Source organism: Lysobacter capsici, assembly GCF_014779555.2.
In the GTDB taxonomy this organism is placed as follows: Bacteria; Pseudomonadota; Gammaproteobacteria; order Xanthomonadales; family Xanthomonadaceae; genus Lysobacter; species Lysobacter capsici.
The window spans coordinates 5,948,690-5,965,606 of record NZ_CP094357.1 but is presented as its reverse complement, the minus strand read 5'-3'; the positions used below and the strand labels follow the sequence as shown (position 1 = coordinate 5,965,606).

Here is a 16,917-nt window from a genome sequence, read left to right as displayed (position 1 = left end):
TTGGCGGTCCTTGCTGGTTGCGAAACGGCTCCGGCTTGAATGAGTTGCAGGTCCCGCGGGTGGCCTACGGAAGCCCCAGGATGGAACCAACAGAGGCCTTAATCAGGTCAACCAGTTCCGGGTCCATGTACTGATACTCGTCCGGGATATCGAGGACATGCAGTGGCTTGTTGGCGATGACGCGCCCGAACTCGGCCAACAGCCTGGACCGATGCTTGTTCTCCATGACAAAGATCGAGTCAGACCACCGTATATCGTCGACGGATACGTGTCTGCGCGCATTGGGGCTGGTGCCGGCGGACCTTACCCGCATGTCCGGATGATTGCGCCATACGGCCTCGGCCGTCGGGCTTCTCCACTGGTTCCGGCTGCAGATGAAAAGAACATGGAGAGGTTCGTTGTCGTCGATCTCGTCCTGCCGTTTGCTCGATGCGTTCGGGTAATCGACGCCAAGTTGCTTGGCGCGCGCAAGCTTCGCCGAGCGAACATAGAGCAGTTTCCAGTTCTTCTCGCGCTTGTCTTTCGTTTGAATGTGATCGTCTTTCATCTGGTCTGATGCCTGAAGCAATAAGCTGAACCGCGCAGCGGCATTCAGTATGACCAGCTCACGCATCGTGCATGCCGGGACGACGCATGGTGCCTACTTTCCAAGAGAGCCAGATGATCAGACCGCTGGCGGCGGCGCATAGGCCCCAGGCAACCAATCCGGGCAGATCGGCCATAAGCCGTCCGTCCTTCATCCATCGAAAGTCGGTGAAGAACAAGGAGAGCAACACGCCGCTTGCGAAGCCGGAGATCGCGGCGGACCACCATCGGATAAGGTTCACACGCCAAAGAACAATGAAGACCGGTATGGCGAGCGCACTGGTGAGCAGCAGCGCGGGGAGATAAAGAAATGCAGCGACTGGAAGCAAAGATGCGAGATCGCCGGGTTTGACACCGAGACCTGGACTTGCCGCGGCCAATACCAGCACTGGCACCAGCGGCGCTGCCAGAAAGCCAGCAGCCAGTAGCGCCACCCGACGAGTCATCGCCTGTCGCCTTGGTCGACTCGGACCGCGATGCGGCTTCGGCTTTAATGAATGGTGGGTCGGCGCCATCTCCCATGTCCCCTGAGCTGCTTTCCGTAAGCCGTTAACTCGTTCAATCCCGCCAAGCCGGGCCCGAACGATGCGCAAGTGCAAGATCGGGTACACGTTGAACACGATCTGCACGATAGTGAGGACGACCGACTCCACGACGAGCCCGCGCGACCAGACATAGGCGATGTATGGAGTGAACAGCACCACGGCCCAGAAGTGGGTTGCTTCAGCGGACTCTGCTTGACGCTTCAGTTCCGCGAGACTTCGCCTGCCGCCCGAACGATACACCGAGTGGTTGAGATATCGAAGTGGCGTGCTGCGCAGAAGATCGCCGAAACCGCGCACGCCCAGCCAGCGATACAGCCGGCCATCGAGTGCCCATGGACCGACAGTCCGCAGCGCGCGAGGCATGCGCAGAACGAACAGCGGTTCCGCCACTTTCGCCAAGCCCATCAAATTGAACATCATCAGCAAACCAAGCCAGGGCGAGCTGAAGCCGATGACGTCCGCCAGCATGTAAAGGCAGGCGGCGAAGAAGATCGCAACAACGACCAGCTTGGTCAGATCGCGCCAGAACATGTACGTCGGCTCCCTGCGTGCATCGCCTGCGCCTGAGTTAAGCCGGCCCGAGAGCGGCTTCGGCTTGAGTACTTTATCCGCTATGCCGAGCGCTGCAGGATCAAACCGCTGAAAAGCTGATTTGCCCTCGTTGTCGCCAGACAGCTTTGGCTTGGAGCTCATTCGCCATGGCGAGCGATCGAAGGCGTTCAAAGCCTGCGCAGCCACCGGCTTCCGAACGTGCTGCATCGCACCGAAGTGTCGGGAGCGCTACGGCGTGCCAGCGAAAATGTATGTTGCATCACAGTCCGGCGAGCGCGCTCATGTCGGCGCGCCCGCAAGGCGCGGGGCCTTCTAGACTCGCGCAGGAAGCCGCTCAGAACAGCCGCTTCCAGACTCGCGCGAGCCATTACGGCACGCGTCATTCAGACCAACGGAGGGTGAGTATGAAAGCCAACAAGATGTGGGCCTTGGGCGCGATGATTTCGGCGCTGGCACTGGCGCCCGGTCAGCCGGCGCGTGCGGGCGATATGAGCAATGCGGTGCTTACCTGTTATGTCGATACTTTCGCGCTGGACGTTCCCGAAGCCTTCACCTGCTTCTCAACGTGGAAGCCGGGCAGGGCGCTGAATCCAACCGGCGCGTACTTCCAGGTCGCCGGCCTGGGCGCGGGTAACTATTCCTATGCCTGGCTCGATGTGGAAACCAACTCGGTACCGGCCGGCTGCGGCGATCAAAGCACGTGCCGGAAGTCGATCAGCACCGAAACCCGCAACGACGGCGAAGCCACGCTGCGCGTGACAATTACCGATCTGGACACCGGCGCGACCAGGAACGCGCAGGCCACCGCGTTCTATAACGACGGATACAACTGATTGGTCGCCGACGCATCGACACGCTGCAAGCGAGCCCCGCGTTGCGAGGGTATCGCTTGCAGCGCGATCACAGCGAAGAGCGCTTGGGTGAAGTCGAACATCTGAGCGTCGAGCCGGGCCGCGTAGCGGCTCGGCTTGGTATTTCGATGGCTATAGCGTTTCAGGAGCCGAACATTCAATATCGGCGGCGATCGCGCGATCGTGCCTGGCATACGCGAGCGTGGTGGCGAGCTGTCGCGCGATGTCTTCGTCCAGATTCTGCACCAGTGTCCTGGCGGCAAGTTTTTCGGGAGCCTGCGCGTGAGTGAGGTTGGTCATGTGGCCTGGTTCCGGTATCTGCAGGTGCCCATGAAATACGGCCAATCAAAACTCGATTGGCGTCCACCATCCGAGCCGGTTCGAGCCGCGAAGCGGTTTCGGCATGAATCGATCGCTAGACCGCGCATGAGCTCACCGTCGCGGCCAAGATAAATGGTGTGTTGCCCGGGCTATCAAGTCCTCCAAGATCGAATACGTAGACGCCCTTGACGACAAGCGTCAATAGTCCATCACGAGACTTGCTGAAATTGAGCGAGCTTACGTCTACGGGATGATGCGCATTGTCCAGATAGATTGACCCGTCGATGTAGCCTTCGTCGGGGTTGGTTGGGAATTCAAACGATTTCCCGGCCAGGTCGCCGAGCCTGTTCGACGGCAGGTCGATTGCATCGAGGCGAATGGATGTGTCCACGATCTCTTGATGCCGCAGAAACGGACGCATCAAGATGGTTATGGATACATCGCCAGGCATCCCGGAAAGAATGGCGTGGCGAGCTTTCAATTCCTTTGCCAAAAAATCTTCCATAGTGGCCTATTGCATGAGTTGAACCGGGCCGCGACGCGGCTTGGGCGTGTCGTGATTTTGCTCCTGCCGCCCTTCAGCGCTTCGGTAAGCTTCGACGCAGGTTGGGCCTGTCGAGCCAGGCGATAAAGATCGGATCGGTGAGCTCTTTCGACGGTGTTGAACATAACGTCGTACTTGGCGGAGTCCGTATCAGTGTGTCTCGTACGCCTATACCCAACGTGAAACAACTATCGCCCCGAAAAGGCGCGCCTGTCGTCTGCCTGAGACTAACTTCCCTTTGAGACTTTGGCGGAACTTTCGTCGCCGATCGTAAAGCTGCCGCTGTAACGAAACAACTGACCGAATAAGGGATGGGTCAATGTCATGCGCATGCCGAAGCGCTCATCATCCACCGGACGTTCCTCGACATAGGCGCGACCGAGCAAGAGCGCGATCGGCAAAGGCACATCGATGCCGAAGATCCGCCAGATATAGCCCTCATCGCGGAACACGAGCGCGCCGTCCTCCGCGCTCACCTTCAACCGCATTCCCACTCCGAAGCGTATGAACTCGATCACGCGGTTTCCGCCGGCGTGCTCCATACGCGAGAGGAAATGGAAAGGCGGGCGCCCATCGAAGTGGAACACACGGTCCCAATGAATGGTGCCGTCGTCGGGCCGGGCATAGTAGTGAACCTCGATCGGTACATTCGCGCCGCGATAGGGCACCAACGCACCGAATATCCGGGCGAACGGGATCAGGAGTTTCGCCACGGCACTGTGCCAGACCTCGTGCATGGTGCCCTTTACGCAGACATAGTCGTCGCTGAAACCGCGCAGGAAGTAGTGGCGCCTGATGATTTCGCCGAGGCGGTGCCAGTCCTCGCCGAGCACCTCCTGAAAAACAGGCCTGCGCGCGCTGCCATCCAACGGCTGCATCTCAGCCGTCGGAAGCCGGGATGTTTCTTTGCTGGGATCGGCCAACTGAACGCTCCATTGAATGATGCAAGATCTCCCGCGCATACCCTAGCCGAAATGGTTTTCATCGTACGAAAGTGAGGTTCGATTCCCGATGTGATTTGTCGACGAAGGGGCGACGTTTCATGATGGGGGCGCGAGTCGGATCAGTGCCTGTGGCCGGTAAATCCAGAGTGTCTTGCCCATCTTTTCGGCGGTTGCGCCAACGCCGATTCTCTAAAGAGTGATCTTTAGAGGTCAACACAGTGGTCGGCGCCTATCTTTATCTGGAATCTTGTGGCGCAAGGCGCTAAGAAGCCTGCGGCTCCACCGGTCCGGATTCGCACTGTCGCTTCAGCGCAGCCAGCGCAATTTCCCAGTAGTAATTGATATGCCCATACACCGCATAGCTGGCGAGTTGGCGCAAGGTAAGCTCGACAGCCGTGCCCACGGCCGTCTCCTGCAACTCCAGGCGGATGACGACGTGATTTTCGGGGACATCGGGCAGTACGCGTCGCGACAGGGAACTCCAGTGCGTGTATTCGAGCACTCTCTCGGGCTGGAACGCTTGAATCCGGCCGCTGTTGCTGAAGCGCAGGCGGCCATGCAAAACGCCGCGTAACACGATCGGGTCGCCGACGATCCAGGTCGTGTCCAGCTCCAGTGGCTCGTTGGACATCCAGCGCACGGCATGAGCGGGATCGGTCAATGCGCGCCACACTACCGTCGGCGGTGCCGCGATCTCTATGCGCTTGGTCACCCGATCCGGGAAGACGGTGTTCGGCTCGAAATCCATGACCGATCGTATCCGAAAATCGCGCAATTGGCGGGCCGATTCCCTGCGTGATCGGCTTCGCCTGACAACGGCATTGGCGCGGAGAACAGTGGTCGCACTAGCTGCACGATGTTCAAGCGGAGCTGACGCAGAATCCTTCATCCAGGCCTGGCCGCGAAGCGGCCTCGGCTGAGAGATGTCATCCGGATGGAAGCGCTGCGTCTTGATCAGCTAGGATGCGCTCAAGAAAAACGCCGGGCGTTCGCGCGAGGCGATACCTTCATGCGACGAAAGGAGTCACGCATGCGCTGCATGTTCACCGCGCTGATGATCGCACTGGCGCTGCTTCCCGCCGGTTCGCGGGCGATCGAGCCGATTCAAGAGCGCGGGCGGGCGTCGCTGGCGGGCCGCTATGTGCAGGAGAGCGAGGCAGGCGGCGAGTCGCAGCTGCTGTTGCGGCAGGACGGGCGGTATGAGCTCAGCGTCGATGTCGGTTTGAATCGCGAAAGGATCCGCGCGATCCACGGCGCCTGGACCATCAGCGACCAGGGTGTGCTACTGACCCAACAAGCGCGCGACCTGCGCAAGCCCGCGTTCGTCCTGACCCAGGTCATGCCCTGGTTGCCGGGCGCGCAAGACGCGTTGAAGGCGTCCGAGCACGAGCATCGCACCGCCCTGATCCGTAGCGCATGTCCTTTCGTGGAGACCTACGAGCGAGGAATCTCCGACGCCCATTTGGCGAATCTCGGCGCGCCGGCCCTGGTCGAGGCGGACAACCAGCCCGAACGCAAGCCCGCCGCCGTGGCGGCTTTGCCCGCGGCGCTCGCTGCGACCGAGCAATCCCGCGCCGAGGTCGAATCCGCGATCGCCGCCGCGATGAAGTCGCAGGCCGCGCGTGCGCAAGCGCCTGACGATGCGGCGCGCGCAGCATCGGCCACGATCGATGCCCAGACGGCCGAGCGCCTGGTGCTTGCGTACCTGCAGCGCTTGCGCGAGACCGGCTATCTGCATGCCGTCGCCGGCCGACCCATGCCCGACGTGCGCGAACCGGTATTCGATCGCGAACACTGTCTGTCCGAACCGCCGCCGTCGGCCGATCGGCCCGGCTATGCGGTCGTCGTCGAGTATTCGGACGATTACTATCGCTTGCAGGGACTGCTGATCGATTTCGTCTATTCCGATGGCCGCATCGAACGCCGCGAGGCCGATACCCGCGGATCGGCGATGGCGCCCGATCGCCCGGGCGCGCGTCTGAAGCAACTGGTCTTCAACCTCGACCTCATCGCCGCGCAGATGCGCGGCGAGAATCCGCTGGCCGCCGAGGTGGGCGCAGAAACGCTCGCGGTGGACGCGAGCCAGGGCCGCACGTTCTTCGTCCAGGCCGACAGCTTTGCGGTACTGCCTGACCCGTTCGCTGAAATACCCTTGATCCTCGAAGACGGCGCGCTGGTTTCGGCGCGTTCCGACGTCCGTTACGTGCGCCATTGAATGCAGCCGGAGAGCGCCATGAATCCTGCATCACCAACCTGCCGATACGCCGCGGGCACATCGGGGCCGCGGCCGAGCGCCGCCGACGGCGGCCGAATCCGCCGCCATCGATTCGGCCTGTGCGTGCTGGCTTTGATCGCTTGCGCATCGATTCCGGCGACGGCCGCCGCGGTGGTTTGCGCGCCGCCCGGCGATGCGAAACCGGTGGCGCGCTACACCACGTCGGTGCGCGGCTGGACCGACACACTGTCGACATCGACGCTGCAACTGGACGCGAACGGCAGCTTCCGTTGGTCAGGTCTGCCAGGGCCGCCGAGTGTGATCGGCGGTTGCTGGCGACGCGAGGGCGAACTCCTGAGATTCGAAACCCACGCACTCGACGGCGGCGACGGGGTCAAGCTCGCGATGCCCGAGCCCTTGACCCAGGCCGATCTGGATCGCGTTACCCGCTACGAGCACAAGGACATTCGCACGATCGCGCAGGCGGTGGAGGCGGGCTTGTTGGCGAACGGACGCCTGTGGGCTCATCAGACCCGCACGGCGGGCGAGCCGGTGCGGGTGAAACTCTACGAACCCACGATCGGCATCCCGCCGGGCGACGCCAAGGTCACGCTGAGTCTGGCCGATGGCCGGGTCGTCGAGGGCGAGCAGCTTTCCGAGGACGATCAAGTCATCGATCGGCATCCGCGGCCGGCCGGCGGTGAATACCTGTTCGCCTCGCTGCCGCCCGGCGCTGCGGTCAAAGCCATCGGCATCGTGTTCGCGAATCAGCCCGATCGCCCGCGCACCGTGCCGATCGAAGGCGCGACCCGGCTGCTGTACATGATCGAATTCGACGCCAACGACACCGGCTCGATCTTCGGCGGCGTGATGAGGCTGAAAGTGCTGGCCAACGGTAATCTGGAAGGCGTCCCGTCCGACAACGGTCCTGCTTTCGAGCGCGTGCCATGACGGCGAATTTCACCGCTGCCGATAAGCCCAACTGTCAGCCGGCTGGGCCGCGCAATCTGCTCGCCGCAATTAATGCGAAGCGATGGCCTACTTACCGAAGTCCGCCCGTACTTGCCACCAAAAGCTCAGGCCCAATCCGGCGATGCCCAGCGGCGCGGCGATGATCCACGCCAGCGTCTCATTCGGGATGCAGGTGAAAACGAGCCAGCATAGTGCGGCGGTGACGGCAATGCCGACATAGACCCGCCACGACAGGAACAGATCGCCGATCTCGATGATATCCATGAGCGCCACAGCTCTCTCCCTCGCCGCGTAACGTCTGAATTGAGCCGAGCCGCGAAGCGGCTTCGGCTTGAGCGAATTTACCGAAAACCCAAGCCCCTGACGAGTTGAAGTTTACCGCGGCACGAACGAGCGGCTGCGAGGCGCTAAGGAACTTGGCGTGACCGAGCCACCAGGGGACACATCATAGCCCCCACGTAGATTTCGGCGACCTCGCCCGAGGGCGCAAGCCACATGTGGATGTTCTGACCACAGGGCCCATGCGTCGTTTTCATCGCGGTGTCTTCATAGGTTAACCAGACCCTGCGATAAGGTTTTCCGGCGAAGACAATCGGCTCTTCCCGCTTGCGCGTCACGCTGGCCCGATTCGTCATTAGATCGGGAAGCTCGTTAAACAGTTGCGACAACAAGGCATCGTCGCGCGAAGCGATTTCATTCTGCGAATCGGCATCGAACGTGGGGCGCCCGGCGAGTTCGAACGACGGCTCCGTCCGAACAGGCATTGTGATCGGGTAATACAATGCCTCTGTCGGCATCTGCGCGCACGATGCGAGCGCGATCGATCCAGCTACGATCAACGCTGCGAATGGGTACTTCATGTACATAGTCGGAAGAATCCCTTTGAGTCTGCGCATGGATAGCCGAGCTGCGTAGTCATACTTTCTGTCTATGTGAGCCGCGAAGCGTCTTCGGCCAGTTTCGATTTTGAGCGACGGATGTACTCGGAGCGCCCGCCACGCGCAGCATATGTGTTGACCGAGGTCGGACGCGACTATCTGCCGGTGTTGTTCACGATCGGTGTGTGGGAATCGACGATTGCGCGCATCGCCATTTTGGCTACGCACTTCGCAGCGATCGGCTCTCGCTCATCCTTGCCGGTGCTGAGGCTTAAGCCGTGTCGCGACGGCCAAGCGTACGTTGCCATCCCATAGCTCGCGCGCTCAAGTCGTACAAGCGGATGGCACGGCTACTGGGTTTGGCGACGATGCGCCGCCGGCGTCGCCCAGTTCTCTGTGCTGCGTCTGACGCTTTGCCCAACCCTCGGCCTGCGGGAGAGCAGCTTCGCCAATTCCGCGAGTACAAGGAGGCGCTCGTAGATGCGGATATGAGAAACGTCGCTACTTGATTGCCATCGAACCGGGTGTATCGGACTGCCAGCCGCCGCCGAGCGCCTTGAAGGCGGCGACCGCTGCGCGTGTCGATTCGGTTTGTGCCTGCGCTCGCGCGTCAGCCGCACGCAATAAGCTCTCGTCGGCTTGCAGAACTTCGATCAGGCTCACGGCGCCTTTCTGGTAGGCCGCAAACGAGGCTCCACGGGCGCGGCCAAGCGAATTCATCCCCTGCGTAAGAACGCTGGCCTGTTCTTCGCGATTGACCAAGGCTGAGAAAGCATTTTCTACATCCTCGGTGGCACGCAGAACGGCCAGACGATAGGCGGCCAACATCTCGGCCTCCTGGCCCTTGGCCAAGTTGATCTGCGCGTTGATCCGCCCGAAATCGAACAGACGCCAGCGCAGGCCGAGCACTCCAGCGGATTGACTGGCATTGCCGTTAAACAGGTTGCCCCCGGACACTGCCGTCGCGCTGCCGATAAGTCCGCCGAGGGAAAGCTTGGGGTAGTACTCGGCGATTGCGACGCCAATGCGAGCATTCGATGCGGCGAGACGGCGCTCAGCCACGATTAGGTCGGGGCGGCGCCGGAGCAAGTCACCAGGCGATCGGATCGCGCCGATTCGCGGAGCGACAGGAATAGCGCCGGCATCGACCAGATCCGAACGGTGCGTTCCCGGTGGCGCGCCGAGCATCACGTCCAAAGCGTTCATGGCCGCGTCCAGGCCAGCTTCCAGCACCGGCACGGTAGCCCGAACTTGCGCAAGCGCGCCTTCGGCTTGCCGCACCTGAAGTTCGGCGGCCAACCCCTTTGCGTAGAGCAGATTGATGTTTGAGAGCAAGTCCTGCTGCGTTTGCACCTGTCGACGGGCAACATCGAGACGAGTCTGCAGGCCGCGGATGCTGATGTAGATGTCAGCGGTCTGCGCGGCCACTGTCAGTCGTGTGGCGGCCGCGCCCGCTTCGGAAGCTTGATACTCGGCAAGCGCCGCTTCTCGTCCCCGGCGTAGACCTCCGAACACGTCCAGTTCCCAGCTGGCGCCTGCATTGGCCTCGTAGGCGTTGCCATGCCGATCGAAACCGGGCGTCGAATTCAACGCTTGTCCCAGGGGCGTTTCGACGGATTGGTAGGCTTTGGCTGCTTGGCCGCTGACGTTGCCGGAAGGCAGTAACGCGGCATTTGCCGCGCCGAGTCCCGCGCGCGCTTGGGCCACACGGGCGGACGCCTGCGCAAGATCGAGGTTTTGCTCCAGAGCCAGTGTTACGAACCGAGTTAATTGCGGATCGCCGAATCCGGTCCACCATGTGACGAGATCGGCCTGGGCAGTGGCCTGTCGCTGGTCTACGGCTGATTCGCCCAGGTACCGCTGGGGCAGGGGCATCTCCGGCCTGACGTAGTCGGGACCGACGGCGCAACCGGCCAGGAAGCTGGCAACAACGAATGCAGCGAGCGGGTGTTTAAGCGGCATGGTCTTGTTCCGGAGCAAGGGCAGGAGCCAAAGTGACTATAATACGAAATGGTCACTCGTTGTCCATTTCCTTGGCCAGAGGTAAGCTTCAAACATGACCAAAGCAACCACTCGCCCCACCCCGGCCCGCGGCCCGGCCGACCACGAGGTGCGCGATCAGATCAGCGCCGCGGCCACCGAGCACTTCAGCCGGTACGGGTACGAAAAAACGACCGTCTCCGACCTCGCCAAGGCCATCGGCTTCTCCAAGGCCTACATCTACAAGTTCTTCGATTCCAAGCAGGCCATTGGCGAGATGATCTGCGCCAACTGCCTGCGCGAGATCGAAAGCGAGGTCAGGGCGGCCGTGGATGAAGCTGAACGGCCGCCGGAAAAGCTGCGGCGGATGTTCAAAACCATCGTGGAAGCAAGCCTTCGCCTATTTTCCCGGGATCGCAAGCTTTACGAAATCGCCACGTCCGCGGCCACCGAACGCTGGCAGGCGACGCTCGACTATGAGGAGCGCATTCGCAAATTGCTCCAGGACATCCTTCAAGAAGGCCGGCAGACGGGCGATTTTGAGCGCAAGACGCCGATCGACGAGACCGCGATGGCGATCTACCTGGTCATGCGCCCTTATCTCAACCCCCTGCTGCTCCAGCACAGCTTCGACTACACCGACGACGCGCCCGCGCAGCTGTCCAGCCTGGTACTGCGCAGCCTGTCCCCCTGACGCGTGAGCGAAGTGACTATTGACTAAATTAGTCACTGGAATTAGATTTCGAGTCCTGGCCATCTCGCTGTCGGGACTCTCATGCGTCACCTCGCTGCCTCCATCCTCATTTGCGCGCTGCCGTTTGCGCTGGCCGCATGCGGCGAAAAACCGCGATCCGACCCGCGCAACGAAGCGCCCTTGGTGCGTACCGCGCTTGTCCAGCAAGCATCCTCGGCGTCGCGTTCCTTCACCGGGACCGTAGCCGCGCGGGTGCAAAGCGACCTGGGCTTTCGGGTCTCCGGCAAGGTGCTGGAACGGCTTGTGGATACCGGGCAGACCGTCAAGCGGGGTCAGCCGCTGATGCGCATCGATCCCGTCGACTTGAAGCTCGCCGCGCATGCGCAGCAAGAAGCCGTTGTCGCCGCGCGCGCGTTGGCGCAGCAGGCGATCGGGGACGAAGCTCGCTATCGCTCCCTGGTCGGGACCGGCGCCATCTCCGTCTCCGCATACGATCAAAGCAAAGCCGCCGCGGACTCCGCGAAGGCGCAGCTGCGCGCGGCCGCGGCCCAAGCGGAAGTCGCCCGTAACGCGAACAGCTATTCGACGCTCATCGCCGACGCCGATGGCGTTGTCATCGAGGCGCTGGCCGAACCGGGCCAGGTTGTCGCGGCCGGGCAGGTCGTGGTTCGGGTCGCCCGCGCCGGTAGCCGCGAGGCGGTAATCCAGTTGCCGGAAACGCTGCGACCGGCGGTTGGCTCAGCCGGGCGGGCCAGTCTGTTCGGCAAACAGGGCGTTGGCGTTCCCGCCTCGCTCCGGCAGCTCTCGGATGCCGCGGATCCGCTGACCCGCACTTTCGAGGCGCGCTACGTGCTTGAAGGCGCGTTGGCCAACGCGCCGCTGGGCACCACGGTCACCGTCGAGATTCCGGATGGTTCTCTCGCCACGCAAGTCGGCGTGCAGATACCGATCGGCGCGCTGTTCGATGCCGGCAAGGGACCGGGCGTGTGGGTCGTCGATGGCCCGTCGTCGAAAGTGACCTGGCGCCCGGTCGTGGTTCAACACTTGGACGACGACGGTGCGCGCGTCAGCGGCCGGTTGAAGCAAGGCGACACGGTCGTCTCGCTCGGCGCGCACTTGCTGCGCGAAGGCAAGCAGGTGCGAGTCGCCGGTCAATCTGGCGCCGCGGCGGGCGGGAGAGCCCGTCCGTGAGCGAAGGCCGTTTCAACCTGTCGGCGCTTGCCGTACGCGAACGCTCGATCACCTTGTTCCTGATTTTCCTGGTGTCGTTGGCGGGACTCGTCTCGTTCTTCAACTTGGGACGCGCCGAAGACCCGGCCTTCACGGTCAAGGTGATGACCGTGGTTACCGCCTGGCCCGGGGCGACAGCGCAGGAGATGCAGGACCAGGTCGCCGAGAAGATCGAAAAGCGCCTGCAGGAACTGCGCTGGTACGACCGTTCTGAAACCTATACGCGACCGGGCCTGGCATTCACGATGCTGACGCTGCTCGACTCCACGCCGCCTTCGCAGGTGCAAGAGCAGTTCTACCAAGCCCGCAAGAAAGTCGCCGATGAGGCAGGCAACCTGCCGTCCGGCGTGATTGGGCCGATGGTCAACGATGAATATGCGGACGTCACCTTCGCTCTGTACGCGCTCAAGGCGCAGGGCGAGCCGCAACGCCTGCTGGTGCGCGACGCGGAGACGTTGCGCCAGCGACTGCTGCACGTGCCGGGCGTCAAGAAGGTCAACATCGTCGGCGAGCAGTCAGAACGCATCTATGTCGAATTCTCCCATGAGCGTCTGGCCACGCTGGGGGTCAGTCCGCAGCAAGTGTTCGCCGCGCTCAATACCCAGAATGCGTTGACGCCCGCCGGTTCCGTGCAGACCAAGGGGCCGGAGGTATTCATCCGCCTGGACGGCGCGTTCGACGAACTGCAGAAGATCAGCGACACACCGGTGGTGGCGCAAGGTCGCACGTTGAAGCTATCGGACATCGCCACGGTCAAGCGTGGCTATGAAGATCCAAAGACGTTCGTGATCCGCAACGGTGGCGAACCCGCGCTGCTTCTGGGCGTGGTCATGCGCGAGGGTTGGAACGGGCTCGATTTGGGCAAGGCGCTGGACGACGAAGTCAGCGCAATCGGATCCGAGCTGCCGCTCGGCATGAGCCTGTCCAAGGTCACCGACCAGGCCGTAAACATCGACTCGTCGGTCGATGAGTTCATGCTCAAATTCTTCGCCGCATTGCTGGTGGTGATGCTGGTTTGCTTCGTCAGCATGGGCTGGCGCGTGGGTCTGGTGGTCGCCGCCGCGGTGCCGCTGACCCTGGCGGCGGTCTTCGTGGTGATGCTCGCAAGCGGCAAGAACTTCGACCGCATCACGTTGGGCTCGCTGATTCTGGCGCTGGGCCTGCTGGTGGACGACGCCATCATCGCCATCGAAATGATGGTGGTGAAAATGGAAGAGGGATACAGCCGCGTCGCCGCCTCCGCTTATGCCTGGAGCCATACGGCCGCGCCCATGCTCTCGGGAACCCTGGTCACCGCGGTCGGCTTCATGCCCAACGGCTTCGCCCGATCCACCGCGGGTGAGTACACCAGCAACATGTTCTGGATCGTGGGCATCGCGCTCATCGCCTCGTGGGTGGTCGCCGTGGTTTTCACGCCTTATCTGGGCGTCAAGTTGCTGCCTGACTTCAAGAAGGTGGAGGGCGGCCATGGCGCGATCTACGACACGCCGCGCTACCACCGCTTCCGTCAGATCCTGGCGCGGGTGATTGCGCGCAAGTGGCTGGTCGCCGGTTCGGTCGTGGCGCTCTTTGTTTTGTCCGTGCTCGGGATGGGCGTGGTCAAGAAGCAGTTCTTCCCGATCTCGGACCGGCCGGAAGTGTTGGTCGAGGTGCAGATGCCTTATGGCACGTCGATCAATCAGACCAGTGCCGCCGCTGCGAAGGTGGAGGCCTGGCTGAGCAAGCAGAAGGAAGCCAGGATCGTCACCGCTTACGTCGGCCAAGGCGCGCCCCGCTTCTATTTTTCGGTGGGGCCTGAATTGCCAGACCCGTCGTTTGCCAAGATCGTGGTGCGAACGGACAGCCAGGATGAGCGCGACGCGCTGAAACATCGGCTGCGCCAGGCGATCGCCAACGGCCTTGCGCCGCAGGCGCGCCTGCGCGTCACTCAACTGGTTTTCGGCCCGTATTCACCGTATCCGGTGGCCTATCGGGTTACCGGCCCCGATCCCGAAACGTTGCGCAACATCGCGGCCGATGTGCAGCAGGTCATGGAGACCAGTGCGATGATGCGCACGGTCAACACGGACTGGGGCGTGCGCACGCCCACGTTGCACTTCACCTTGCAGCAGGACCGATTGCAGGCCGTAGGACTGACCTCCAACGCCGTGGCGCTGCAACTGCAGTTCCTGTTGAACGGTGTGCCCGTCACCGCGGTGCGTGAGGACATTCGAACGGTGCAAGTCGTCGCGCGTTCGGCGGGCGACACCCGCCTCGACCCGGCCAAGATCACCGACTTCACCTTGGCCGGCGCTAACGGACAGCGCATCCCGCTCTCGCAGGTGGGCAAGGTCGAGGTACGCATGGAAGAGCCGATCATGCGCCGCCGCGACCGCATGCCGACAATCACGGTACGCGGCGATATCGCCGACGGCCTGCAGCCGCCGGACGTGTCATCGGCCATCACTCAGCAACTTCAACCTCTCATGCAGAAGCTGCCGAGGGGCTATGGCATCGAGCAGGCCGGCTCCATCGAGGAGTCAGGCAAAGCCACGAAAGCCATGTTGCCGCTGTTCCCGATCATGCTGGCGATCACTTTGCTGATCATCATCCTGCAAGTGCGCTCGATCTCCGCCATGGTCATGGTGTTCCTGACCAGCCCGTTGGGACTGATCGGCGTCGTGCCGACTCTTCTTGTGTTCCAGCAACCGTTCGGCATCAATGCGCTGGTCGGGTTGATTGCGCTGTCGGGAATCCTGATGCGCAACACGCTGATCCTGATCGGGCAAATCCACCACAACGAGCAGGAAGGATTGGCTCCGTTCGACGCGGTCGTGGAGGCCACGGTACAGCGTGCCAGGCCCGTGATCCTGACTGCCTTGGCAGCGATCCTGGCCTTTATCCCGCTGACCCATTCCGTGTTCTGGGGAACCCTCGCTTACACGCTGATCGGCGGCACGTTCGCGGGAACGGTGCTGACCCTGGTGTTCCTGCCGGCCATGTATTCCATCTGGTTCAAGATCAAGCCCGACAGCGATAGCAGACCCGTCGAGGCGAAGCTCGCATAAGCACACATGGCCGGCGGGCGAAGTATGCGTCAAGCCGCCGTAAAACCACGACGATTCAGCTAACGGAGAACCATACGCATGAGGCAGTACGTCCATCCCCATTTCTCGATGCTTGCCCTGGGCATCGCTGGTGCCCTGAGCCTAGGCCAGGTCAACGCCTCGGGTTTCCAGCTCAAGGAAAACAGCGTCAAGTCCATGGGCGCCGCCTTCGCCGGCGCCGGCGTCCGCACCGATGACAGTTCGGTCGTCGTCAACAACCCAGCGACGATGGCTCGCTTCGAAGGAACGAGTTTTCAGGTCGACGCGACGGTGATCGACCTGAGCTACCAGTTCAAGGGCTCGGGTACCGACGCACTGGGCCGTCCGCTGGTCGGCGGTGACGGTGGGGATGCCGGTGACATAGCCGCGGTTCCCGCGGTGTCCATGATTCACAAGGCCGACAACGACCTGGCGTTCGGCATCATGATCAGCGCGCCCTTCGGCCTGAAGACGGAATACGACAACGGTTGGAACGGTCGCTACTTCGGCCAGAAATCGGAAGTGGAGATCGTCGATCTGACTTTGGCCGCGGCGATCGATATCGTGCCGAACCGATTTTCGGTAGGTGCCGGCGTGATCTATTCGCGCGCCGATGTGACCCTGTCCAGGGGCATCGATTTCGGCACTCTGCTTTTCTCCAACGCCAGCACGCGTCCGCTGCCCTTTGCGCGCCCGCAGGCGGCTGACGGCATCGCCGAAGTGCAAGGCGACAACACCGGATATGGTTGGCTTGTGGGCGCGAACTTCAGTCCCACGGACAAGCTGGCGATCGGCCTTAGTTACCGCTCTGAAATCGACTACGAGCTGTCCGGCAATGCGGACTGGACGGTCCCAGGAAACGTCGCTGCGGTATTCGCGGCGAGTCCGGCCACCCGTAATCTGTTTCAGGACGGCGCAATCACCGCAAAATTGACCACGCCGTCGGTCACCAGTGTCGATGTGCGCTACGCGTTCACCGATCGTTTCGCGATGATGGCATCGTGGAGCGAGACCGGCTGGTCATCGCTGCGGGAAGTGCGCATTGATTTCGCCAACCCCGACCCTGAATCGATCGAGCCTTTTGAATGGCGCGACACTCAGTTCGTGTCGCTAGGCGCCGAACTCAAACTCAATGAACGATTCACGCTGCGCGCGGGCCTGGCTTTCGACGAGACTCCCACTCACATCGAAACCCGCACCCCGCGCATGCCCGACGACGATCGCATCTGGTACTCGGTGGGCGGCACTTGGAGCGCAAGCGATGCGCTGGAGATCAATTTCGGATACACCCGCATCGAGGTTGATTCAGCGCCTTTGGACCTTGATGCTGGCGGTTCGCGGTTGGCAGGTTCATTCGATGGACATGCCGATCTCTACGGCGTGTCGGCGCAATACAAGTTCTGATCGCACATCGCGACCTTGGGGGCTGCAGACCATTTATGCGCGGATGGCTTGACGGTTCAATGCGGCCAGCTCAGTGGCCGCTTCCGATCCGAAGCGGACTCGCTCTTGCGCGACCGCTTCCCTGCAAGTTGGTCGGG

17 protein-coding genes are annotated in these 16,917 nt (G+C 62.1%); 8 read left to right on the top strand and 9 right to left on the bottom strand.

Translation table 11 applies throughout. The features are described 5' to 3' along the window. Nucleotides 1-64: 64 nt before the first annotated feature. Both IEQ11_RS24555 and IEQ11_RS24550 read right to left on the bottom strand, forming a co-directional pair. Entirely contained in the window at nt 65-613 is a 549-nt protein-coding gene (locus IEQ11_RS24555; RefSeq protein WP_228464519.1) for a low molecular weight protein tyrosine phosphatase family protein, read from the bottom strand. Next, nucleotides 606-1,823, bottom strand: a complete 1,218-nt coding sequence (locus tag IEQ11_RS24550; protein ID WP_191821506.1) for a glycosyl-4,4'-diaponeurosporenoate acyltransferase CrtO family protein — start codon at nt 1,821-1,823, stop codon at nt 606-608. The genes IEQ11_RS24555 and IEQ11_RS24550 overlap by 8 nt, the downstream gene beginning before the upstream one ends. A gap of 263 nt (nt 1,824-2,086) precedes the next feature. Between IEQ11_RS24550 and IEQ11_RS24545 the strand changes: the two genes are divergently transcribed. After that, on the top strand, nt 2,087-2,515 hold the full coding sequence (locus IEQ11_RS24545; RefSeq protein ID WP_191821505.1) for a hypothetical protein: 429 nt from the start codon (nt 2,087-2,089) through the stop codon (nt 2,513-2,515). A 150-nt stretch (nt 2,516-2,665) separates the two neighbouring features. Here IEQ11_RS24545 and IEQ11_RS24540 read toward each other — a convergent pair whose 3' ends face one another. The 4 genes from IEQ11_RS24540 to IEQ11_RS24525 all read right to left on the bottom strand — a co-directional run bounded on the left by IEQ11_RS24540 (nt 2,666) and on the right by IEQ11_RS24525 (nt 5,090). Continuing rightward, nucleotides 2,666-2,833 (bottom strand): hypothetical protein, encoded by a 168-nt coding sequence (locus IEQ11_RS24540; protein ID WP_191821504.1) that lies wholly within the window; start codon nt 2,831-2,833, stop codon nt 2,666-2,668. Nucleotides 2,834-2,948: 115 nt separating this feature from the next. Next, on the bottom strand, nt 2,949-3,359 hold the full coding sequence (locus IEQ11_RS24535; RefSeq protein ID WP_191821503.1) for a hypothetical protein: 411 nt from the start codon (nt 3,357-3,359) through the stop codon (nt 2,949-2,951). A 266-nt stretch (nt 3,360-3,625) separates the two neighbouring features. After that, nucleotides 3,626-4,321, bottom strand: coding sequence for a DUF4166 domain-containing protein (locus IEQ11_RS24530; protein ID WP_228464517.1), 696 nt, complete (start codon nt 4,319-4,321; stop codon nt 3,626-3,628). A 283-nt stretch (nt 4,322-4,604) separates the two neighbouring features. After that, entirely contained in the window at nt 4,605-5,090 is a 486-nt protein-coding gene (locus IEQ11_RS24525; protein ID WP_191821502.1) for an SRPBCC family protein, read from the bottom strand. A 291-nt stretch (nt 5,091-5,381) separates the two neighbouring features. Here IEQ11_RS24525 and IEQ11_RS24520 point away from each other — a divergent pair, with 291 nt between their 5' ends. Both IEQ11_RS24520 and IEQ11_RS24515 read left to right on the top strand, forming a co-directional pair. Then, nucleotides 5,382-6,557, top strand: coding sequence for a hypothetical protein (locus tag IEQ11_RS24520; protein WP_191821501.1), 1,176 nt, complete (start codon nt 5,382-5,384; stop codon nt 6,555-6,557). A 123-nt stretch (nt 6,558-6,680) separates the two neighbouring features. Then, nucleotides 6,681-7,508 carry a hypothetical protein gene (locus IEQ11_RS24515; protein ID WP_191821500.1) on the top strand — a complete coding sequence of 276 codons (828 nt, stop codon included), beginning with the start codon at nt 6,681-6,683 and terminating at the stop codon, nt 7,506-7,508. An 87-nt stretch (nt 7,509-7,595) separates the two neighbouring features. Here the strand turns inward: IEQ11_RS24515 and IEQ11_RS24510 are convergent, their stop codons facing one another. Then, nucleotides 7,596-7,793: a hypothetical protein gene (locus IEQ11_RS24510; RefSeq protein ID WP_096417434.1), complete on the bottom strand. Its 198-nt coding sequence runs from the start codon at nt 7,791-7,793 to the stop codon at nt 7,596-7,598. Between the two features lie 143 nt (nt 7,794-7,936). Beyond that, the gene (locus tag IEQ11_RS24505) at nt 7,937-8,389 is read right to left on the bottom strand and encodes a hypothetical protein (RefSeq protein WP_191821499.1); all 453 of its coding nucleotides are present in this window, start codon (nt 8,387-8,389) and stop codon (nt 7,937-7,939) included. A gap of 117 nt (nt 8,390-8,506) precedes the next feature. On the opposite strand from IEQ11_RS24505, the gene IEQ11_RS26090 reads away from it, so the two are divergent. After that, nucleotides 8,507-8,722, top strand: a complete 216-nt coding sequence (locus IEQ11_RS26090) for a hypothetical protein (RefSeq protein WP_191821498.1) — start codon at nt 8,507-8,509, stop codon at nt 8,720-8,722. A gap of 186 nt (nt 8,723-8,908) precedes the next feature. Here the strand turns inward: IEQ11_RS26090 and IEQ11_RS24500 are convergent, their stop codons facing one another. Beyond that, entirely contained in the window at nt 8,909-10,369 is a 1,461-nt protein-coding gene (locus IEQ11_RS24500; RefSeq protein WP_191821497.1) for an efflux transporter outer membrane subunit, read from the bottom strand. A gap of 94 nt (nt 10,370-10,463) precedes the next feature. Here IEQ11_RS24500 and IEQ11_RS24495 point away from each other — a divergent pair, with 94 nt between their 5' ends. The 4 genes from IEQ11_RS24495 to IEQ11_RS24480 all read left to right on the top strand — a co-directional run bounded on the left by IEQ11_RS24495 (nt 10,464) and on the right by IEQ11_RS24480 (nt 16,780). Beyond that, nucleotides 10,464-11,081 (top strand): TetR/AcrR family transcriptional regulator, encoded by a 618-nt coding sequence (locus IEQ11_RS24495; RefSeq protein ID WP_191821496.1) that lies wholly within the window; start codon nt 10,464-10,466, stop codon nt 11,079-11,081. An 81-nt stretch (nt 11,082-11,162) separates the two neighbouring features. Further along, the gene (locus tag IEQ11_RS24490) at nt 11,163-12,272 is read left to right on the top strand and encodes an efflux RND transporter periplasmic adaptor subunit (protein ID WP_191821495.1); all 1,110 of its coding nucleotides are present in this window, start codon (nt 11,163-11,165) and stop codon (nt 12,270-12,272) included. Continuing rightward, nucleotides 12,269-15,358: an efflux RND transporter permease subunit gene (locus IEQ11_RS24485; RefSeq protein ID WP_191821494.1), complete on the top strand. Its 3,090-nt coding sequence runs from the start codon at nt 12,269-12,271 to the stop codon at nt 15,356-15,358. Before IEQ11_RS24490 ends, IEQ11_RS24485 begins: the two co-directional genes overlap by 4 nt. A 78-nt stretch (nt 15,359-15,436) precedes the next feature. Next, a complete protein-coding gene (locus IEQ11_RS24480) occupies nt 15,437-16,780 on the top strand; it encodes an OmpP1/FadL family transporter (RefSeq protein WP_191821493.1) in 1,344 nt (447 codons plus the stop codon). The last annotated feature ends 137 nt before the right edge of the window (nt 16,781-16,917 follow it).